The sequence below is a fragment of the Planococcus sp. FY231025 genome (assembly GCF_052078085.1).
In the GTDB taxonomy this organism is placed as follows: domain Bacteria; phylum Bacillota; class Bacilli; order Bacillales_A; family Planococcaceae; genus Planococcus.
In genome coordinates this window covers 363,281-384,205 of record NZ_JBQJJG010000001.1, presented here as the reverse complement: position 1 = coordinate 384,205, position 20,925 = coordinate 363,281, and the positions used below count along the sequence as shown (strand labels likewise).

Annotated in this window: 21 protein-coding genes; 4 read left to right on the top strand and 17 right to left on the bottom strand. The window is 50.7% G+C overall.

Annotation, left to right across the window (positions count from 1 at the left end; all coding sequences use genetic code 11):
- The first annotated feature begins 177 nt into the window (after positions 1 to 177).
- Both ACTL32_RS01715 and ACTL32_RS01710 read left to right on the top strand, forming a co-directional pair.
- The gene (locus ACTL32_RS01715; protein ID WP_441339858.1) at positions 178 to 1,350 is read left to right on the top strand and encodes a DUF2157 domain-containing protein; all 1,173 of its coding nucleotides are present in this window, start codon (positions 178 to 180) and stop codon (positions 1,348 to 1,350) included.
- Positions 1,347 to 1,796: a GDYXXLXY domain-containing protein gene (locus ACTL32_RS01710; RefSeq protein WP_441339857.1), complete on the top strand. Its 450-nt coding sequence runs from the start codon at positions 1,347 to 1,349 to the stop codon at positions 1,794 to 1,796. Before ACTL32_RS01715 ends, ACTL32_RS01710 begins: the two co-directional genes overlap by 4 nt.
- A 511-nt stretch (positions 1,797 to 2,307) precedes the next feature.
- Here the strand turns inward: ACTL32_RS01710 and ACTL32_RS01705 are convergent.
- The 6 genes from ACTL32_RS01705 to ACTL32_RS01680 all read right to left on the bottom strand — a co-directional run bounded on the left by ACTL32_RS01705 (position 2,308) and on the right by ACTL32_RS01680 (position 7,822).
- Positions 2,308 to 3,081, bottom strand: a complete 774-nt coding sequence (locus ACTL32_RS01705; protein ID WP_441339856.1) for an SDR family NAD(P)-dependent oxidoreductase — start codon at positions 3,079 to 3,081, stop codon at positions 2,308 to 2,310.
- 37 nt (positions 3,082 to 3,118) lie between these two features.
- On the bottom strand, positions 3,119 to 3,706 hold the full coding sequence (locus tag ACTL32_RS01700) for a GNAT family N-acetyltransferase (protein ID WP_441339855.1): 588 nt from the start codon (positions 3,704 to 3,706) through the stop codon (positions 3,119 to 3,121).
- A 48-nt stretch (positions 3,707 to 3,754) separates the two neighbouring features.
- Complete coding sequence (locus ACTL32_RS01695) at positions 3,755 to 4,807, bottom strand: GNAT family N-acetyltransferase (RefSeq protein WP_441339854.1); 1,053 nt, start codon at positions 4,805 to 4,807, stop codon at positions 3,755 to 3,757.
- A gap of 269 nt (positions 4,808 to 5,076) precedes the next feature.
- On the bottom strand, positions 5,077 to 5,955 hold the full coding sequence (locus tag ACTL32_RS01690) for an SGNH/GDSL hydrolase family protein (RefSeq protein ID WP_441339853.1): 879 nt from the start codon (positions 5,953 to 5,955) through the stop codon (positions 5,077 to 5,079).
- A 140-nt stretch (positions 5,956 to 6,095) separates the two neighbouring features.
- Positions 6,096 to 7,103 carry a GNAT family N-acetyltransferase gene (locus tag ACTL32_RS01685; RefSeq protein ID WP_441339852.1) on the bottom strand — a complete coding sequence of 336 codons (1,008 nt, stop codon included), beginning with the start codon at positions 7,101 to 7,103 and terminating at the stop codon, positions 6,096 to 6,098.
- Positions 7,104 to 7,204: 101 nt separating this feature from the next.
- Entirely contained in the window at positions 7,205 to 7,822 is a 618-nt protein-coding gene (locus ACTL32_RS01680) for a hypothetical protein (protein WP_441339851.1), read from the bottom strand.
- 396 nt (positions 7,823 to 8,218) lie between these two features.
- Here ACTL32_RS01680 and ACTL32_RS01675 point away from each other — a divergent pair, with 396 nt between their 5' ends.
- On the top strand, positions 8,219 to 9,217 hold the full coding sequence (locus tag ACTL32_RS01675; protein ID WP_441339850.1) for a GNAT family N-acetyltransferase: 999 nt from the start codon (positions 8,219 to 8,221) through the stop codon (positions 9,215 to 9,217).
- A gap of 642 nt (positions 9,218 to 9,859) precedes the next feature.
- Here the strand turns inward: ACTL32_RS01675 and ACTL32_RS01670 are convergent.
- The 3 genes from ACTL32_RS01670 to galU form a co-directional block, all read right to left on the bottom strand.
- Entirely contained in the window at positions 9,860 to 11,152 is a 1,293-nt protein-coding gene (locus tag ACTL32_RS01670) for an ATP-binding protein (RefSeq protein WP_441339849.1), read from the bottom strand.
- Between the two features lie 229 nt (positions 11,153 to 11,381).
- Positions 11,382 to 11,813 carry a VanZ family protein gene (locus ACTL32_RS01665; protein WP_441339848.1) on the bottom strand — a complete coding sequence of 144 codons (432 nt, stop codon included), beginning with the start codon at positions 11,811 to 11,813 and terminating at the stop codon, positions 11,382 to 11,384.
- Between the two features lie 91 nt (positions 11,814 to 11,904).
- A complete protein-coding gene (gene galU, locus ACTL32_RS01660) occupies positions 11,905 to 12,777 on the bottom strand; it encodes a UTP--glucose-1-phosphate uridylyltransferase GalU (protein ID WP_441339847.1) in 873 nt (290 codons plus the stop codon).
- Positions 12,778 to 12,919: 142 nt separating this feature from the next.
- On the opposite strand from galU, the gene ACTL32_RS01655 reads away from it, so the two are divergent.
- Positions 12,920 to 13,603: a DUF6904 family protein gene (locus ACTL32_RS01655; protein ID WP_441339846.1), complete on the top strand. Its 684-nt coding sequence runs from the start codon at positions 12,920 to 12,922 to the stop codon at positions 13,601 to 13,603.
- Between the two features lie 44 nt (positions 13,604 to 13,647).
- Here the strand turns inward: ACTL32_RS01655 and ACTL32_RS01650 are convergent, their stop codons facing one another.
- The 8 genes from ACTL32_RS01650 to flhA form a co-directional block, all read right to left on the bottom strand.
- The gene (locus tag ACTL32_RS01650) at positions 13,648 to 14,139 is read right to left on the bottom strand and encodes a VanZ family protein (RefSeq protein ID WP_441339845.1); all 492 of its coding nucleotides are present in this window, start codon (positions 14,137 to 14,139) and stop codon (positions 13,648 to 13,650) included.
- A gap of 646 nt (positions 14,140 to 14,785) precedes the next feature.
- A complete protein-coding gene (locus ACTL32_RS01645) occupies positions 14,786 to 15,136 on the bottom strand; it encodes a PilZ domain-containing protein (protein WP_441339844.1) in 351 nt (116 codons plus the stop codon).
- Between the two features lie 22 nt (positions 15,137 to 15,158).
- Entirely contained in the window at positions 15,159 to 15,605 is a 447-nt protein-coding gene (locus ACTL32_RS01640; protein ID WP_441339843.1) for a YaaR family protein, read from the bottom strand.
- A gap of 6 nt (positions 15,606 to 15,611) precedes the next feature.
- Positions 15,612 to 16,052, bottom strand: a complete 441-nt coding sequence (locus tag ACTL32_RS01635; RefSeq protein ID WP_441339842.1) for a DUF6115 domain-containing protein — start codon at positions 16,050 to 16,052, stop codon at positions 15,612 to 15,614.
- A gap of 14 nt (positions 16,053 to 16,066) precedes the next feature.
- Complete coding sequence (locus ACTL32_RS01630) at positions 16,067 to 16,831, bottom strand: FliA/WhiG family RNA polymerase sigma factor (protein ID WP_441339947.1); 765 nt, start codon at positions 16,829 to 16,831, stop codon at positions 16,067 to 16,069.
- 34 nt (positions 16,832 to 16,865) lie between these two features.
- Positions 16,866 to 17,723 carry a MinD/ParA family protein gene (locus ACTL32_RS01625; protein WP_441339841.1) on the bottom strand — a complete coding sequence of 286 codons (858 nt, stop codon included), beginning with the start codon at positions 17,721 to 17,723 and terminating at the stop codon, positions 16,866 to 16,868.
- Positions 17,716 to 18,858 (bottom strand): flagellar biosynthesis protein FlhF, encoded by a 1,143-nt coding sequence (gene flhF / locus ACTL32_RS01620; protein ID WP_441339840.1) that lies wholly within the window; start codon positions 18,856 to 18,858, stop codon positions 17,716 to 17,718. The genes ACTL32_RS01625 and flhF overlap by 8 nt, the downstream gene beginning before the upstream one ends.
- On the bottom strand, positions 18,855 to 20,915 hold the full coding sequence (gene flhA, locus ACTL32_RS01615) for a flagellar biosynthesis protein FlhA (RefSeq protein ID WP_441339839.1): 2,061 nt from the start codon (positions 20,913 to 20,915) through the stop codon (positions 18,855 to 18,857). Before flhA ends, flhF begins: the two co-directional genes overlap by 4 nt.
- Between the last annotated feature and the right edge of the window lie 10 nt (positions 20,916 to 20,925).

The following is a 20,925-nucleotide window of genomic DNA, read 5'->3' as shown; positions in this document are numbered from 1 at the left end:
CCGGAGCAACACGTTCCGTTTGTTCAACCTTTCCCTAATTCTACACTTGCCAAGCATGTGAATGCCAGACTAGGATAACCAGCTTTTTTACAAATATTCGGCTTCTGACAGTACTAGTTATCTATCTATTCTGATAAATAAGTTTTATAATGGAGATATAGATTAGGGGGATGTCCTATGGATGAGAAACGCAAGCTGATCCAATGGCGGGACGCCGGGCTGATTGATCAAGCGGCAATCGACCGGATCCTGGCCTATGAAAAGCGCCAGCCTCAGAAAAAGAAGCTGCCGCTGCTGCTGGTCATCGGATTGATCTTCTTCGCCCTCGCCGTATTCAGTTTTATCGCAGCAAATTGGCAAGCCATCCCCGATTTGCTGAAAGTGGCGCTAGCCGTCTTGCTGATTTGGATTTTCTACGGATTGGCTTATTATGCAGCAAAAAAACAATTCGGTGAACCGATTATCTTCAGGCTGCTCGGCATCGCAATGTTTGCAGCAAGCATCATCATCACGGCGCAGACGTTCCACTTCTCTTTATCGAACTCGCTGCTGCCGTGGGCACTCTTCATCGCCGCACTGGCCCATTTCTTCTATTGGCGCCACCTGGCTTATACAGTGGTAGCCTTCATATTCGGCATTGCCACGCTGGTTTCCTTCGTACCGGGTGCGGGTTGGCTGGAATGGGGCATTTTCGTCGCCCTAGCACTGGCCTGGTTTTATTTCGGCAAGGACGAGGTTTCCCTGCGGTTCAGCTGGATGCTGCTGTTCTTCTCCGGCTTGGTCCTGTGGGATCTTGTGGAATACAGCAGCCCGTTATGGCCGGTATGGACATTGTTTGCGCTCGTCGCTCTGCTATTTCTGGTGCCGAAGGAAAAGCAGCGGCTCCTTACGCCGCTTTACCTCCTATTCGGCGCCGCCCAGTTGGTCGTCTACCTGGCCGCACGCGGAGAAACGGAAATGTCGCTGGTCGATCTCAATTGGCCGGAAGCCATTGCATTGGCCGTCGTGGGCATTGGAGTCGCGGCGCTGTCTTACGTAAAGTTCCGGCCGATCATGTGGATCGGCATTCTGGGATTTATCGGCATCCTGCTATTTGATGAAACCGCAATCGCCCTGGCAATCGTAGCGGAACTTTCTGCGCTTGCCTACCTCATCATCGCGCAGCAGCAGAATCGTCCGCTTGCTCTCGGCTTTGTGTACTTCATCATCGTCCAATTCATCATCTATGTGATTTATGCCTGGGAACGCTTGGACATGTCGCTGTTCTTCCTGATCGGGGCGCTGCTATTATTCGCCCTGTCCGGCATTGCCTGGCGGCTTAACCGCAAGAAAGAAGGTGTGTCGCCGTGAAGAAGAATTCATGGATTTTCCCAATCCTTATGACGCTTTTCGTGGCAGCGCTTTTGACCAGCTTCTACGCAATCTCATGGTTCGGCGAGCAGTACGTGCTACGTGCAGAACCCTATGATCCGTTCGATCCGTTCTACGGTGAATATGTGCTGCTCCAGTATCCGGACCTTGAAGCGCCATCCGATATCAAGGACGGCCCTGTCTACTTCACGCTGGAAGAAGGGCCGGATGGCTTTGCCGTCATCGACCGGATCGAAAATGACCCTTTCTTCGGAGCCATCGAAGGCCAGCATTACGACAGACGCGTAACCGCTCCCCAATTGGAACAGTATTACGTCGAACAAGGCACCGGGCCGGACCTTGAAGAAGCAGTCGACCTACAAGTGACTCTTGACGTCGCGCCATGGGGTTCGATCCGCCCCGTTAATCTTGAAGTGAGGGAATAAACAAAAAGCTGCAGCGCCTGCTGCAGCTTTTCTAGGCTGTCGAGATACCTTCGTCAGATAGGTTAATCAAAGAAATAAACTTCTTCCCCCGCTTCGGCCGCTTTGGGCATGGCTTTCGCCATGAGCCGGGAAAAGCACCCGTCTCATAGCTTCGCCTAGCCCGTGGACGCGCCGGCGCTGGTTTCGTTCATAAAAGCTGATAACTCTATCCTTTTAAACAGTGCTATCTGAGATATGGAGCAAAACAGCGGAGACGCCTGCGGGAAAGCGAGACAGCCGAGACCCCGCAAGTCGCGTAAGCGACTGAGGAGGCTTGGCGCTCGCCCGCGGCAAAGAGATGGCTCTAAGGAAGTTTGAGCCATCTCTTTGCGACGAGCGCATAGCGCGCAGGAGCACAGGGGTTTACGTAGCTGTTTTGCGGAATATCGGTTAAGAGGCAAGTATTTTATAAATTTCTCAACGATCTGAAAAAGCTGCAGCGCCTGCTGCAGCTTTTCTATTTCCCCTCTATTCAGCGAGCACCCATTCCGCCGTCTATCCGATACTGGCTCCCTGTAATGAATTCCGAATCATCACTTGCCAGGAACAAGACGAGCTTCGCGACTTCTTCCATGCTTCCGTAACGCCCTAAAGGAATTCGTGAAGAGATGTTGCTCCGGACTGCGGAAGGATCTTCTTGGTTCAGCGTTTCTTCTATCTTCTTCATCATCTCCGAGTCCAGTGGCGCAGGGTGGATGGAATTCACCCTGACGGAGTCTCTGGCCGCCTCGAGCGCTGCAGTTTTCGTCAGCCCCACAACAGCATGTTTTGAAGCGGAGTATAGGGAATTCCCGCTGCTTCCCATCAGCCCGGAGACGGACGACGTATTGATGATGCTTCCGCTTTTTTGGGCTGCCATGACGGGCAAGACGTGCTTCAGCCCCAAAAATACACCTTTTACATTAATATTGAACATCGACTCAAAATCTTCCATCGTCTGTTCGATCAACGGCGCTACTTTGCCGATGATCCCGGCGTTGTTCAAGAACACATCGATTCTTCCCCATTTTTCCACGACTTGCCTGACATACGCTTCGACATCCTCTTCGCTGCTGAGATCGGACTTCAATCCGATGACCTGTCCTTTATTTTCCAAGCGGCTGATTTGTGCATGAAGCGCTTGTTCGTTGATATCAACCAAAGCCACTTTAGCGCCTTCGTGAAGCAGCAGCTCCGCTACATTTCTGCCCAGCGCCCCGGCGCCGCCCGTGATAACAGCCACTTTCCCTTCCAGTCTTCCTGCCATGGGTCTTCCTCCATTCTGAAAATATTTATCAACTGTTTTAAAAGTTCATTGCCTTCTCATAATTCTTTTCGTCCCAATAGCGATTCTGTGCGCAGAGTTCTTCGTATTCTTTTTTCAAGATCCCCACCAGGATGCGGTCGTAATACTGATTGTTCCTAAAAGCATGTTCACGCAATACCCCTTCTTTTTTCCATCCGCATTTCTGGACATAGAGATTATAGGATGGGACATTGTGTTCGACAATATCGCCGTCCAAGCGGTTCAGCCCTAATTCTTCGAAGGCATATTTCATCGTTGTCATCACCGCATCCCGCCCGTATCCATGGCCTTGCATATTCTTCTTTCCAATCATGATTCCGTGGTATGCAGACCGATTTTTAAAGTCGATATTGGTTATGGTTGAAATCCCGATAAACCCATCACTGGGCGTATCGATTGCAAATCGCAGATGCTGTCCGTCAAACGCAAGCCTCTCAAACCATTTAAGCTGCTGATCGGAAGAAATGGGATGTGACCATCCCCCAAGCAAAAAGCCGATTTCGGGATCATTGTGGAATCCTCTCAATTCCTCCATATCGGATCTTTCCAATGCACGAAGTGTTACTTTTTTCCCTTGAATATTCATGGTCCCACCTCTTTCTTTGTATTTGAAACTGAATTACTCAACATTTTTTCAAATGCTCCGGTAAAGCGGAAAGAACCCTTCTTTTAATCCGCCCCGGCGGCCTGCTTCCTCCACCAGTTCAGTGTAGAGCTCCTGGTCATAAATATTGGTGCCGATAAAATAATCAAAATGATTATGGTTGCTGAACGATGCTTTGTAATGGAACAGGCTGTCGTTTTCCTGGCAGCCGCCGCCCAAATGCAATAAGGTGCAGCCCATAATTTTGGACACTTCGACCATCGCATCGAACACCAAATTGTTCGGCCGCAATTCCAGATAGCTCCGGTCCGATGCCCCCAAATGGTAATGGGCAAACTGTTTTGCCGTATACAGAATTGCGCCTGCGATGACTTTTTCTCCGGTATAGACAAACAGGAGATGGGATCTGAAGACCGGCGTTTCGGCGAGCTGCTCTTTCAGGGAAGCGAAGCCGAAATAATAATAGCTGGCCGCTCTCTTGCGCTCCATCGTTCCGTTATACAACCCTAAAAATGTCGAAATGTTTTCATCGCTCTTTTCCACTTCTACGCAAAAGATGCCGCTTGATGCCGCTTTCTTGATATTCCGTTTGTTCATGCTGCTGTAGTTTTCGCGGATTTCGGACAATGGCCCTGACAAATCCACGGCCGTCGTCTTCCGGATATAGGTGAGATCGCAATAGCGGCCGAGATACCTGGCGTTTTCCAAAAGCGGATGCAGCCTGATCACCTCCGAAACCACTCCGGCCTCCACACAATAAATACGAAAATGGCGGGCAAATTCATCCAGCACCGATTCATCCCCGGATACCAGCGGACCGCCGTAACCGTAAGGCGTCGTGATGTCGTAAAGCTGGCGATCAGTTTCTGAAACGATTTTCCGGAGAATGAAAGGATAAATCACTGTTCCCGAGTCCGTTTGATAAAGAGCCAATTTTGCTTCACCGTTCTCTTTTTCAGCATTCCACCGGCAGTATTCAAACGTATAATAAACGTCATTCTCAGGAAATCCTTCTATCACGCCATTCCAAGTCTCCTTGTCGTCAATGACGGCAAGGCTGGTAAGTTGAGTATCGGTGTTCATGATTAATGCCCCCTTTCTTGACATGCGACGTGCCATTAAACAATTCTCTTCTTAGAACTGATTATCAGACTTTAAAGTTAAAATTAAGTTAAATTTTTCTTGTTTTCTATGTACTTTATAAATTTATTCTTCAATTCGCTTCAAATGACGAAAATAAAAAAGCCTCGAGGGAATCCTCAAGGCTTTCATCATATAAATAGGTATTTCCAAACCATCTTTTCTTTGTACTGCTTCGGGATGCGTCTCAATGTTTCATTGCCAACAGCCGATCAGTTAAGGCCCAATCTGCTCTGCATTTCTTCCCACATGGCTTCATAGCCGCCCGCTACCGGATTGGCCGCTTCTGTCTGCATCAAAGATTCATACGGGACGCCTTCAGCAAGCTGTTGCTGAATCCCGTCATAATGTGAGATAAATGGATAGCCTTTTTCTTCGCTGATTTCCTTTAAGACGGCATCCGCCTGTTCCATCGTGAAATTATATGGCTGGATGTCTTCTTTGGAAGGCGGCGGAGACATGACAACCAGGTGTTCCGACCGTTCATCGGCAATCGCCAGCAGTTCGCGCATGACGGCTTCGTATTTTTCCAAAGTGCTGAAGATGCGGTCATCAGTGCCGATCATCACGATGACGGCATCTTCATCCGGCGCAAGCAGTCCGTCGATGTTCCGCAAAGCCCAGTCTGCGGTTTTGTCGCGGATGCCTGCATTGATCACCTCGACTTCCCCGAATTCCGGGTTGGCCACATACTCCCGCAAACTGTTCGCCCACGAACCGAAGTTGAACCCGGCTTCGCGGAACGTCTCTCCGTTGCCGCTGAAAATGATGCGCCCTTCATCCGGCGATGCGTATTCCGGATGTCCATAACCTGCTGTCAGGCCGTCGCCGATCAGCTTGACCGTCGAAATTTCCTTGTTAACCAGCGCGTCATAAAAAACGCTCGATGTTTCATCCGTTTCTTCCGGCGCCTCCGGTTCTTCTTGAGGCGCCTGTTCTGCCGGTGTTGCTGCTTCGCCGCTTTCGCTTTTCAATTCATTGGCGCGCTCAGCGTGCTGTTCGATTTTTGCATCCCAGCTATTTTTGGCTGCAAACAATGCCGCCAACAATAAAATGGTGACGAGCACCATTGAAATCCTTACCCATTTCAATTCAATTTCCTCCCTGGCAATTCCATCTTCCTCCATTATCTCATGTTTCGGACCGACGCGGAATTCCTTTTTCCATTTCCCGCTGTTTCCGGCCGCAAAAAAAACCGGCAGCCTTTCCGGCAGCCGGTCTTAAACCAAATTTACACTTTGCTGAAATTGCGTGCCGATTTTCCCCGGTATGCAGGAAAGAACCCTTCTTCCGCCACCACTTCGGAGGCAGCGCAAAGTTCCGCATAGACCGCTTTATTCCAGACTCGGCGGCCGATATAAAAATCAAAGTCGGTGTTCTTTCCGAACTTCTTCTTGAACAGGTACAGCGTATCATCGGGTTCATTGGTCGTACCGCCCCCGACGTGGATCAGATCCATGCCGTTCTCTTTGCCCCACATGGCAATCGCATAGGTCATGACATATACCGGCGAAAGGTAATGGTATTCGGAGAGTGTCCCGGATAGATGGGTATGGATCAGATTATTGTAGGCGAAATGCATTTCTGCACCGATCACCTTGTCTTCGAAAACCGCTTCGACCAGCACGATGTGTTCACCGAAGTATTCCAGGCAGCGGGTAAAATAGCTTTTATCGAAATAATAATAGGAATCCGCCTGGACCCTTTCCATGTTTATGCGGTAGATTTCCGAAAACAGATCCAAGCTTTCCGGATTGACCGTCACCCGGTATTCCACGCCGGTGCGCAGCGCATGCCGGATGGCTTTTCGGGTCGATTTCGAAAACTCTTCCTGCACCGGATCGTCATAATCCCGCAAGTTGGTGCCGACTGTTTTGCGCAGGAACACCACATCGTAGCTGTCCTTGAATTCAAAGGCATTCCCGAGCACAGGGTGGAAACGGATGAATTCACTGACAATATTGTGTATATCACAATACTGCTGGAACGCTTTGGTAAAAGCAGCCGCCAATTCCATTTTGCGCCCTTCCTGGACGGCTGTAATCAGCGGCCCCCCATAGCCGTAGGGAGTCACCAGGTCATAGTATTTTTTTCCATGGATTCTTATGGGAACTTCCCGTTTGATGAAAAGATGCTTTACGGTCCCGAGCTCATGATTGAATTCATAAACTTCACAAACTCCATGTTCGACTTCTTCATATAATCTCCCGTAATTAGGCTCAAAAAACAGATCCATCATTTGCGCAACCTCTTTCCCAAAGTAACTTTAGTAAAATTTGCAATGCCCGGAGCCCTGCAAATCATCAAGCGGAAAGGCATCATGCCTTGTATATTGGTCATTCATTGATAAACCGGTTCTGAAACGGCTTTGTTGCCGCCCCTGCTGTACAAAGGGGCAACTCGCCGGCGGCTTCCTGCAGGCGCTTTTATGAACAGCCGCGGCCGTTGATGGGTCCAGGAATTCCCGTTGTGGATGGTGTAATACATTTTCACTTTATGCGAATGGCCAGCACTTTCCCCAGCCGATAGCGGCAGGAAAGGAATGGACGGCTTGCCCTCTATTGCGAGATCCGCTGCTTCCAGTTCAAGACGGACGGGTACATTGAAAATCCGGCAAAATTCCAGAAATTTGTTTTTTGCAGACCCCATATTCATCTGCTCCTGCGATGCGAACATCGGAAGTCCAGCCGTCTTGCATAGCTTGAGCGCATTCCAGACATTGATATCATCGATTGCAGTAAAGACCCCTTCGATTTTTTCCACAACTGCCAATTTAGCCAATTCCGCAACTTCCGTAGGTCCGAGATCGACCGACTTATCGGCATGCCGCTTGGCCGCAGCCCCAAATTCATTGTCTGCCACAATCGTGTAAAAGCCCATTCTTTTTGCCGCTTCAACGATTTCAATCATCTGTTTGATTCCGCCTAGGATTAAAACTCTCTTCTGTTTTCTCATCATGAACATCCCCCGGTCTTTAATGTGAAGGGCAGCTTGGCCCCTTCTGGCAGCTAGTTCTTTTGGTGTGCGGTGGCGCGGTCATTTCTGTATAGTCAAAAGAATATCCCGTTTCCGGATAGAAAACACTTAAAAAATTATTAAGAATTCTTCCAAACAGGCCTCATATCCGTTACCTATTTACTACCAACTTACCAATAAAAAATAAAGGTGTCAATATTGTTATCTGAATTTTTAAATATCATTTACAAATTAAGTTAGTTTCAGGATCGCTTGGTCACTTTTTTGGGGGTAGCGCTGATTAATTTAACCTATTTTTAACTCAGCTTTATTATGATTGAGCAAACTTGCTCCACAATTCGTTTTCTATGCTCATCCAATCATAAGGAGGAACGATCGATGACTGTCATGTTGAATACTGCTATACCTGATATTTTCTTTTTGCCGGAATGGGGAAAAGCTTACGAGAGCCAGGACCACGGGGAAAACTGCATCTTTGAATTCAGAAACGGGACCGGACATGTCTTCTACCAGTTCATCAAACGGCCGGTTCCGATTGATGCAGGTGGTGCCCAGTTTTACGACACAATCACCCCCTTCGGCCAAAGCGGCCCGCTGATCGTCGAATGCGAAGAAGGAAAGGAAAAAAAGCTCGCCGATGCGTTCGATGGAGCATTCCAAGTCTATTGTGAAGAAAACCGGATCGTATCGGAATATGTCCGCTTCAACGGCTGGCTGAACAATGCCAAAGATTTCAGCCATCTTTACGGAATGGACAACCGGGGCATTACCATGTACATTGACCTCACTGTCGGCGATGTATTCATGCAGGAATTCAAGTCGGGCACGCGGCAGCAAGTAAGGCGCGCGCTGAAGAACAGCGTGGAAGTGGAATACGATTTTACCGGGGCGACCATCAAGGAATTCCATCGGCTTTATACGATTATGGCAAAGAAAAATGACATACCGGACCATTATATGTTCAGCGAAGAGCTCCTTGCTGAATCGTTCAACTTGCTCGAAGGCAAGCAGTTCATCATCTACGCCAAATACGGCGGCCAATATATATCCGCAGCGCTATATCTGCATCACGGCGACTTTCTCCATTACCATCTCGCCGCGAATGACCCCGATTTTTTCAACGTGGCGGGCAACAGCCTGATTCTTCATGAAGGCTGCCGCTGGGGCGTGGAAAACGGCAAAAAGGAAATGCACCTCGGCGGCGCATCGACCGACGCCTTGTACCGGTTCAAACGGGGCTTCACCAAAACCGAACCGCTCGATATCTTGACCGGCAAGAAAGTGCGGAACGAAGACGCCTATGCCCTGCTGGTCGAAGCGAAAAAAGCGCGCGAAGGCATACAAAACCCCGGACATTTCCCGCTGTACCGCGGATAATCGGCTTAGCGGGGAAAATAAAAGACAGCGCCTGAAGAGCAATCTTCAGGCGCTGTAGACTGTAGACAAAGTTTAATTATGATGAATAGAGATATATAAGCCCGAACGGGCTGGCCACTTCGCTTTCCGTGGGCTCGGCTTCAGCCGCTTCCCTTGCTCCTGCGATTACTCGTCACAAATTGAAAAAACATTCGCTTCGCTCAGTCCAGGGTCTTCAGCTCGAGTCGCTTCGCTGCTCCCACAGGAGTCTCGTGGCCAGCACGGTCGGGAGTGTCACCTGTTTCTAATAGATAAGATAAGAACGCTGATCCTGCTTTAATCTGCCAGGAACAAGCCGCTGGCTTCAGGATCCGCAACGGAAGGCGGCGAGCAAGTTGGCCGAAGGCAGTTCGGCCGACTTGTTTGCGACGAAGCAGCGAAGCGATGCAACGCCCTTTCATGTCTCGAAGCTAGCGCAGCGATGCAGAGACAGGAGCACCGGTTTTGCCAGGGGGATAGCGAAGTGCCGAAATCCACTCGGACGCAAGTCCGAGTTAGTTCGGCGCGAGCCCGCGGAAAGCGTCCGCCTGAAGTGGAGAATCCAACGCAGCTTCCATTAGTTTTATTCAGCTAATTGAAAAATTATTCTTTTGTCTACAATCTTCAGGCGCTGTCTTTTGGTACGGCGGCTTCAAGCAGGCTATGCTTGGCAATGATCATTTCATTGCCTTCGGTCGAAATGATTTTCAGCCGGCTGTAGATGTTGTCGATCGCCTGCCGGAGCTTTTCCTGCGTCGGAGCCACCAGGTTGAACCGACCGAACATTTGAGAATACGAGCCGTTTGCTTGGATTTCATCGCCCGTGCCATGGTTCAAGACATAGGAAACAACTTCCGGCATCGCATCGACTTCGTCCATCCCTTGGATTTCCCCGATGGTTCCGCTGCCGAGTAAAATCGGCAAATTGCAGGAAGGATAAGGCATATGGCCGTTATCGTATTGGCTGATTGCATAGCCGCTGATATCTTCTCCGACCGCATGCTCGAGCATCATCTCCAGCAAGTTGATGCCGGTCTGCTTTTCGATAATTTTGTAATGCTGCTCGCCGCTGAAACGACAGCCCATCTCATAAATGTAGAACGAATCATCTTCGAAAAGCGACTGGATGAACACCAGTCCGTTTTCGATGCCCATGCCGCGGATCATTTCCCTCACTTTGGGATCGACCGTCTCAATGTAAAGTTCCTGGTGCTTCGAGGGGAACGTCATGGCAATCGGCAGCGGTGGATGCTCTTTTGCTTGTTTATGGACATACCGGTCCGTCACGCCGCTCAACACAATTTCCTTGTTCCGGACCGTATAGAACATTTGGACGCCGTAGGAATTGTCGATGAACGGTTCGATGATGGCTGTCCCGGATTTTGAGAATTCCAGCGCTTTGGCAAATCCATCCCTCGCTTCTCCGGCATCATAGCAAACTGTGATGCCTTTGCTGGCATAGCTGTCGACCGGCTTGATGATCACCGGATACTTCATCCCTTCAAGCTCACGGGCATCCAGTGTGCTGTCTGCTGTATACTCCTGGATGACAGGCACGCCGTAGCGCCGGCAGAATTCCTTGAACTTGTTTTTATTCGAAGCGATTTCCAGCTGTTCTTTGGTTGCATAGAAAGGCAGGCCGGTCCTGCTGGCAAGGGCTTGGGCGTTCCAGGTGTTGATGTCTTCGAATGCCGTAAAGACGCCATCCACCTCTTCGTTCTGTACCAGTTCTGCCAACTGACTGATATCAGCCGTACTGATATCGAACGATTGGTAGGCGTGTTTTTTCGCAGGCGAATCCGGATTATTATCGACGACGATTGTGAGATACCCCATCCTATTGGCCGTTTTTACCACATCAATCATGTGGTCGATGCCGCCTAAGATCAACACCTTCTTCTGAACCGCTTCCGCCATCATGCTCATCTCCTCAGCTGAAATATAATCCTATCTAATTCAATAGTAATGCATGTACTTAGGGTAAATCTACCAAGGCTTGCCCTTTCTGTCAATGAATCATCAGAATGTTCGAATAAATAAAGATTCGGTAAGCCCTTTTCTTTGGCGTTTATTCCAAAAAGAAATGCCATGAACGGTGCGTTCACGGCATGCTTTTGATGAATTTCCTTGCCGCCGGAAAAATCGTTTAAAAGGAATCTTCCGCCGAGGTTTTTCTGATGGTCAGGAGTACGTTGACGAGTGCCAGCGCGAAGAACGCTCCGGACACGTCAATCAGCACATCGAACAGCCGCCCGTCCCGCTCGAAATACAATTGGAGCACTTCGGTGAACAGCGCAAAAGCGGCGCTAAGATAGAAAGCTGTTTTCCGGCTTTTCAATGCGGTGTAAAGAAGCACGAACAACAGGGCAAAGGACAGGAAATGGCCGGTTTTCTGCAGAAAATAAAAATCATCGGTAAAGTCGATGTCGTTCAGGATCAGGAGGTCGCTGTACTCGGGAGCCGCCGTCAAACTGAAGCGGACTTCTTGGTCGAACAGGAATGCTTCGGCATCGTTATTGCATGTCGCAACCACAATAACCGCTGCCCATAAAACAGCCAGTAAAAGTTTGAATCTCAAAGCGGCACCTCCTCCCTGACTAATTTCCCATATAATATTCCTAATTGCCGCTTTATTCAATCAAAAAACGCTGGAATCACAAAAAAATATTCTATTGTTCCCCTTCCTCCAGCTTTTCTCTGAAAAGTTGCGCCAGTTTTTTCCGCAGCTCCGGCTGCTTCCAAGCATACTCGATATTGGTCTCCAGAAAGCCCCAGTTTTCCCCAATGTCGAAACGCCGCCCTTTGAATTCACAGGCATATAAGGGTTGCACACTCAGCAGCTCTTGCATGGCATCGGTCAACTGGATCTCGCCGCCCCTTCCGACTTTCCGCTCCTTGAGAAAATCAAAGATCTCCGGTGTCAGGATATAGCGGCCCATGCCGGCCCAGTTCGAAGGGGCGCTCCCCGCTTCCGGCTTCTCGACGATTGCTTTGACACGGATCAGGCCGTGTTCCCGCTCGCCGGGATCAATGATGCCGTACCGTCCGGTCTCCGATTCCGGCACTTCATGGACGCCCATGATGCTGGCACCGGTTTTATTGAACCCTTCCATCAGCTGCCCGAGGCAAGGTTCTGTACTGTCGATGATGCTGTCGCCGAGCAGGATGGCGAACGGCTCATTGCCGATGAAATGGCGGGCGCTCCAAATCGCGTCGCCGACACCGAGCGCCTGTTTCTGCCGGATGTAATAGATTTCGGCTTCGGCCGAACGGACGACATCCTCCAAAGCTTCGCTCTTCCCTTTTTCTGATAGCTTCGCTTCGAGTTCAGAGACGTGGTCGAAATGATCTTCAATGGCCCTCTTGTTCTTCCCGGTGACGATCAAGATGCTCTCAATTCCGGCAGCCACTGCCTCCTCGACAACATACTCAATCGCCGGTTTGCCGGCGATCGGCATCATCTCTTTCGGCATCGCTTTTGTCGCCGGCAAAAAGCGGGTCCCGAATCCCGCGGCCGGAATGATCGCTTTCCTCACTTTCATGGCAGCCACCCTCTCCTTGGTGTTAAATTTTTAAGAACGTTTATTTAATTGTCAGCAAAGTTTTTTGACAAGTCAAATTATTGCCTGTAGGAATTTACCCGAAATCTGCTAAACTGAAAATAAAAAAAGGAGGGGCGGGGCCATGATCCAGATCGAACACACACCAAAGCATGCCGGTGCGAGGATTTCCGGCGACTTCTACGACTTTGAAGATTTATACGATGCATTCCACCTGATTGCCCGCGACGAAGAAGAACTTGAAGGATACGGCGGATCGCGCCTGCGGATTCTCAGCATCTGCTACGAAATGCGCCAAGCGCTCATGGGCAACCGTGGAACCAGGGAAGTTCCGAATGGCGCAGGAACTAACCTCTACTATACGATCGACGTGCTATGGCCCGAAATGCTGTTCATCTCATTCGTGCTCAATGATTTTATCGGCCATTACGACGCACAGCACGATTGGGATCCCGATGTAGCCACCGTCCGCAAATTTCAGAGCGCAGTCGCCCGCTGCCTCGCGGATACACTGCCGCCAGCCCGCTTCCGGGATCTGAAGAAATACATCAATCCGCATGGCATGTTCGCCAAAAACAAATACCAGAGCTACCTTGTGCAATACGTCGACAGCCTGAACATCGAACACCTGCGGCTGCCTCCCCACAAGCGTCTCAGCCACATCAGCGCCGCCGCCAAATCCATCGGCGAGCTCGACCATTTTTATTACGCCTTCCGCTCCGAATTCCTCGATGCCTCTGAAGAAACCGGCGTCCATGTGTCCCAGCTGCGCTACGGCGAAGAATACCCGGACGAAATCGAATGGTGAGCCAAAAGAAAAGCGCCCAAGAATTTTCATCTTGGACGCTTTTGTCATTCGTTTGTTTCTTGGAGCCTGTCCCGCCTGGCAGAAAGGCTGGTCAGGCGGCGCATTTTCGCTATAAGGAAATAAATTCCGATCCCTGCTGCTGCACCGGCGCTGTCAATGAAAACATCGTGCACTTCCCCGCTCCGGCCCGGGATGAACAATTGATGCGTTTCATCCGATACCGCGTAGAGTACAGCAATGCCGAATGCCATCAGCGCTCCGCGCAGCACGTGCACTCCCGATTGCCGCATGGCATAAAAGATGAGTGTCCCCAAAACCAAGTATGCAAAAAAATGGGCATTCTTGCGGACGAACGTATGGAGGAAATCTGCATCGATGCCTGCAGCCGGCGCCGTCGTTTCGATGACGGCTTTGATTTTTTCCGCAATCCCGGAACTCATACTGCTCGAGATGTCTGCGGGCTGGTGGGACAGAAAGAAGATCAGCGCCATCCAGGCGATTACCGCCCCCCAGGCGATTGTTTTCTCTTTATTCATTGGATTCGTTCCTTTATGGAGAAATTTTCCGGCCATTTTTCCGTAATTGTTATTATAGCATTTAATGGAAAGGATGGCACAGGCAGAGGCGGAAATAAAAGAGGTGTTTTCTTTGAAGATGGTATGGTTTTTTTGAATTTGCAGAGAGCTGGTTGGAATTCGGAAAGGGATGGTTGGAACTCGAAGCTAGTTGGTTGGAATTCAGCCCCATTTGGTTGGAACTCACCCGCACTTGGTTGGAACTCACTCCAACCCCCAATTGCCAAAAGATGCTTTTCGCCAAGGCGAAAAGCGATAAAACCCCTCTTTCCTGCAGCCAAGTGAGAATTCGAGAAGAACTTGGTTGGGATTCGAAACAAGTTGGTTAGAATTCGAAGCTATTTGGTTGGAACTCAGCCTCGATTGGTTGGAACTCGCCCATACTTGGTTGGAACTCACTCCAACCCCCAATTGCCCAAAAGATGCTTTTCGCCAAGGCGAAAAGCGATAAAACCCTCTTTCCTGCAGCCAAGTGGCAACTCACCGGCTCCAAGTGGGAATTCGAGCGGTCCAAGTGGGAACTCAAGCTTTCTAAGTGGGAACTCGCCCACACAAACAAAAAACCCGACCAACAAAGCTTCTACAGCCTTCTTGTCCGGGGTGCCCTTTAGTCTTCCAGCACGCCTTTGCGTTGGCGGATCTGGTAGTAATTCAATTGCTTGAACAGATGTGAAGCGGTCGGCTGATCGATTTCAAAGCCGGCGCCGTATTCGGTCTTGTCGTCCACTTGCTGCTTGCGCACGATGGTGCCTTCCAAGAAGAACGGTTTGTCGAGGATTTCGAAGCTGAAAGCGACTTTTTCATCCATTGGAATGTTTTCTTCATATAGAAAACGCAGTCCTTTGACGCTGATGTCTTCAATGTCGATCGGCTGGAGTTCTCCGCCGCCGATGGCGATTTTGCCGCCGACAGCGCCTTGGAGAAATACCCGGAAAAATTCGCGGCGATTCTCGTTCATTTCATGCCCCCTGTTTTCAGTTTTACATATATAAATTAATCAATAAGCCTTTGATTTCGCCGACCAGTTCCAGTGTCTCGAGGCCGTCTTTTTCGCTGCTTAGCACTTCATCCTGGATCTCGAGCAATTTTTCATCAATGATCTCCACGAGCTGATGGGCTTTCATGCCGCCGTTCGGATGGAAGCTTTCCTTGTCCGTAAGCTGCAAGCCGTAGCTGAGGCTTTCGCTGATAAACTGTTTCACCGTATTCTTATAGGCGATTAAGTTTTCCAGCGTCCGCTGCTTCGCTAGTTTCTGCCCGTGCTGATCGACGCGGTCGAGCAGCCCTTTCAGCGAATCGAGCTGGTGCTTTGTTTGTGTTTTTTTCATGACATGTGCAAAAGAATCGATATTCTTTGTTTCCCCGGCGCTTTTTTGAATCCGTTCGCCCAGGAATGTTGTATGCCCGTCAATCCGCAAATGGAGCACCCCGTTTTACTTTTGATAGCTTTTCTTTTTATTAAGCATGTTGATGGCGAGTTCGACTTCGCCGTTTTCCATTCCCAATACCTTAGCGATCTGCTTAGCAGAGAAGCCTTGCTTGTACAAGGTTTCCACGCTTTCCGGCGCTTTGGCCGGCTCCGCGGCTTCCGGCAAGACAATTTCCTCGATCTTGAAGTTCTGTTTTTCTTCCAAAAGCGCAATCCGCTGTTCGAAATCGCTTTCTTTTACTTTAATATAATCCGTCATGTTTTGGAAGAGTTCTTCATTCTTTTCTTCTATTTTATTTACAAATTCTTCAATACTAATGAGTAATTTATCGCTATTCGAACTTATTATCCGTTCTTTATTCCATTTGATGAAAAACATTACCGCTCCGGCATTCAATAAAGCCGAAACCACCAGCAGCGCTATCAATAATCCGTTCACATCCATCACCCGAACCTTTTTTAATAATGGTCGTACGTATTGACCGTCGCGGCGTGCAGCCGGAGGATCGCTTTCGAATGCAGCTGGGACACGCGCGAGACGCTGACGCTCAGCACTTCCGCGATTTCCGTGAGCTTCAATTCTTCGAAATAGCAGAGCGAAATCACCAGCTTCTCTTTTTCCGGCAAGCGGTCGACCGCCTGCGCGAGCGCTTCTTTGATGGCTTGGGCCGATAAGCTCCTCTCCGGCGATGCGGCAATGCCGTTTTCGACGATATTGTATTTGTCTGCCGATTCGTCGTCGTAGATGGTTTCATCAATTGACACGATTGCCGACAGCGCGGCTTCCGAAACGGTTTTATTCAGCTCGGCTTTGGTGATGCCGAGAAACGCACTGACCTCTTCGTCGGTCACCGAGGCGTTGTGCTGCTGTTCGAGTTCGACATAGGCCTTCTCGATCTTTTTCACTTTGTCCCGGATCGACCGCGGCAGCCAGTCGCTCTGGCGCAGCCCGTCGATGACTGCCCCTTTGATGCGCCACGAGGCATAGGTCTCAAACTTCAAGTCTTTGTTCAAGTCGAATTTATCGAAGGCATCCAGCAATCCCTCATAGGCGAGGCTGCGGATATCGTCCTTGTCGACCGTCTTTGGCAGGCTGATGCTGAAGCGCTGGACAATGAAGTCGACCAGCGGCAAGTATTTTTCCACCAGGAAATTCCCGGCTTCTGAATCGCGATGCGTTTTCCAGTCTTCCCAATAATTCAGTTCGTTTTCCGATATTGTCATCGCCACTATGAGTTCCACCACCTGTTTTACAGATTTATTTGAAGAGGATTTTCAGCAAAAAGCCTTTCAATCCCAGTTTATACGGCACCGGCAGCTCGAGGAAATCGAACGCAAGCTTCTGCATCGCGCGCGCCGCCTGGCTGTTAGGATAAGCGATCGTGAACGGCACCTGCTTTTTCACCGCACTTGGCACGTGAACATCGCTTGGAATAAAACCGAGCATGCCGATTTCCTTGTTGAGGAATTTGCCGGTGACCTGCTGGAAATTGTCCGCGGTCTGCCGGCCTTCCTTATCGCTTGTGCATTGATTGACGACCAGTTTCATGTGGACGTTCGGATCTTTGCCCTGGACCATCTTGACGACCGAGTAGGCGTCGGTGATCGACGTCGGCTCCGGCGTCGTGACCAGAATGACATCGTCCGCTGCCAGGATAAAACGCAGGTTTTCGTAGGACAGCCCCGCTCCAGTATCCAAAATGATGTAATCGACATGCCCTTGAAGCTGGCTGAGCTCGGTAAAGAATTTGTTCATTTTGTCCTCGTCGAGGCGGAATACTTCATCAAATCCTGTCCCGCCGGAAATGAACTGCAAGCCGTTCGGGCCTTCTTCGATGATGTCCCAAATGGACAGATTCTTGTCGAGCATGGTCGCAATCGTCTCTTCCGGCGAACGGCCGAGTAGGACGTCGATGTTCGCAAAACCGAGGTCGACGTCGAAAATCAGCACTTTCTTGCCTTGCGCCACCAGGCTCAGGGCGAAGTTCAGCGCAAAATTGGATTTGCCGACGCCGCCTTTGCCGCTTGTCACCGCGATGACGCGTGTCGGACGGCGGTCTTTTTTCACTTTTTTCTGCTGCATTTTGTCGCGCAGCGCTTTTGCTTGATCAATCATGGCCGTTTTCCCCTAACACGAAATCTGCAATCAGTTCAGGCGTCGCCGCGAGCAAGTCGTCAGGCACGTTCTGGCCGTTTGCGATAAAGCGCACCGGAATCGAGTAGCGGTAGATCAGGTTCAGCATCGCACCCGCTGAACTGGTTTCGTCTTTTTTAGTCAATATCAGATTGTCCATCTTGATGGTCTTGAAGTTGTCGATGATGCGCTTCATGTCCTCGAATTTCGAGGTCAAGCTCAGCACCAAGTTGATCTGGACATTCGATTGGTTCGGCAGCAAGCTTTCAAGGTCGTCGATATACTGCTTCTGCTGGTAATTGCGTCCGGCTGTATCCATCAGCACAATGTCGCAGTCCGAAAGTTCTTCCATGGCCTTCACCAAGTCATCGAACGATTCCACGACCTTCACCGGGATGTTCAGGATGCTCGCATATGTCTTTAATTGTTCGACGGCGGCGATGCGGTACGTGTCAGACGTGATCAGTCCGACCTTCTTGTCTTCGCGAAGCAAGTAATCAGCGGCGATTTTCGCAATCGTCGTCGTTTTGCCGACGCCGGTCGGGCCGATAAAGCAGACAATATCCGGGTTCTGGCCGGACGGCGCCTTTTGGTGGGCGCGGATCATGCGGATGATTTCCAACCGGGCCGCTTCCCCGATTTCGGCTTCCGTCGCTGCCGGGTTTTTATCCAGGACCACCATCATCTTCGCGAGGATTTCCGACTGCACTTCCTTTTTCACGCCTTGTTCATCCAAGCGCCCGCTCAGCGGCTTCAAAACATCCGGCAGCCGGTCTTCTTCGATAACGTGCATCATGAACTGCTTGATGCTTTTCAGTTCAGCGATCAAATTGCCGGTTTCATCCGCGGCCTCTTCGCGCATTGCCTGGGGCCGAATGGTTTCCGGTTCGGTAAACACCGGAACCGGCCGTTCGTTGGCCGGCTGGCCCTTCGCCTTTTCCGCGCCTTTCGATTCGATGGCCGCGATCACTTCAAGCTTCTCTTTTTGGAAAAGCCCGAACACGCCGCCCTTTTTGACTTTTTTTGTGCTCAGGATGAGCGCATCCGCGCCCAAGTCCCGTTTGATTTGAGGGATGGCATCCGCTACATTGTCTACGATATATGTTTTCAGTCTCATGATAGATTAACCGCCCCGCTTGAAAGATTGACAACGCCGACGCTCTGGATTTCAACATCCGGCTCCAGTTCGTTATAGGAAAGGACCGGCAAGTCCGGCGCAAACCGTTCGATGAATTGGCGCATATACATGCGCGTTCCGGGCGACGTCAGCAAGATCGGCTGGACGCCGGTCTGCTGCAGCTGCGCGGCTTGTTCCGAGATGTTCTGGAAAATGGCCTGCGACGTTTCCGGGTCGATCGACAAATACGTTCCCTGGTCCGTCCGGTGGATCGATTCCGCAAAGCGCTTCTCGAGGCTCGCCCCTGCGGTCAAGACCTGCAGCGCCTGGGATGGCTGTGCATATTGCAGGGTGATCTGGCGCGACAACGCCTGGCGCACATATTCCGTCAGGATGTCGGTGTCTTTTGTCTGGGAGGCGAAATCGGCCAAAGTTTCGAGGATCGCCAATAAATTCCGGATCGACACTTTCTCTTTCAGTAGTTTCATTAGCACTTTCTGCACTTCGCCGATCGCCATAAGGTTCGGGATCAGCTCCTCGACCACTGCCGGCGACGTTTCCCGCACATTCTCGACGAGCGCCCGCACTTCCTGGCGGCCGAGCAGTTCATGCGCATGGCGTTTGATCACTTCAGTCAGATGGGTCGAAACGACAGAAGGCGGATCGACGATGGCGTAGCCGGACATTTCCGCTTCTTCTTTCATGTCTTCATTGACCCAGAGGGCCGGCATGCCGAACGCCGGCTCGACGGTCGGAATGCCTTCGATGCTTTCGTCGTCGATTCCCGGGCTCATGGCCAAGTAATGGTCAAGCATGATCTGCCCGGAAGCGACGCGGTTGCCTTTGATTTTGATGATGTATTCATTCGGCTGCAGCTGGATGTTGTCGCGGATCCGGATGACCGGAACGACGATGCCGAGCTCCATGGCGCATTGCCGGCGGATCATGATGACCCGGTCGAGCAGGTCGCCGCCCTGGTTCTTATCGGCAATCGGGATCAGCCCGTAGCCGAACTCGAATTCGATCGCGTCGACATGCAATAGGTCGATGACGCTTTCCGGGCTCTTCATGCCTTCGAGTTCCGGGCTCTTCTCGGACGTTTCCTTTTCCAGCTTTTCTTCTTTGTTCAGATTCTGCTGCATCGCGTAGCCGCCGTATGCGACCAGCCCTGCGACCGGCAGCACGAGCATCGGATTGATCGGCGTGAAGACCGCGATCAAAGCCAGTGTTCCTGCGACAATATATAAGAGTTTCGGATATGCGAACAATTGCTTGGTGATGTCGGTCCCGAGGTTGCCTTCGGATACCGCACGCGTCACGACGATGCCGGCGGCCGTTGAAATGAGCAGTGCCGGAATCTGGCTGACCAGCCCGTCGCCGATTGACAGGAGCGTGAACAGCTGGGCTGCTTCGCCGAACGGCAAGCCGTGGACGACGACGCCGATGATCAAGCCTCCGATGATGTTGATCAGCGTGATGATGATGCCGGCGATCGCGTCCCCTTTGACGAATTTGCTGGCGCCGTCCATGGCGCCGTAGAAATCCGCTTCCTGGCCGACTTTCTCGCGGCGTTTTTTCGCTTCCTGGTCGGAGATCATTCCCGCCCCAAGATCCGCATCAATGCTCATCTGCTTGCCGGGCATCGAGTCGAGCGTGAACCGCGCAGCGACTTCCGCTACGCGCTCCGAGCCTTTCGTGATGACGAGGAACTGGATGATGACAAGGATCAGGAACACGAGTATCCCGATGATGGCGCTGCCTCCTACTACAAACGAACCGAATGTCTCAATGACTTCCCCGCCCGTCTGATTGGTCAAGATCGACCGCGTTGTGGAGACGTTCAAACCGAGGCGGAACAAGGTGGTGAGCAACAACAGCGTCGGGAAGATGGAGAATTCCAACGCTTCCCTCGTATTCATCGCGACCAGAATGATCGTCAGCGCGATGCTCAAATTGACCATGATCAAGATGTCCAGCAATAGTGGAGGGAGAGGGATGACCATCATGACGATGATCATGATGACCGATATTAAGATGGCGTAATCTTTGATTTTCATGCGTTTTTCT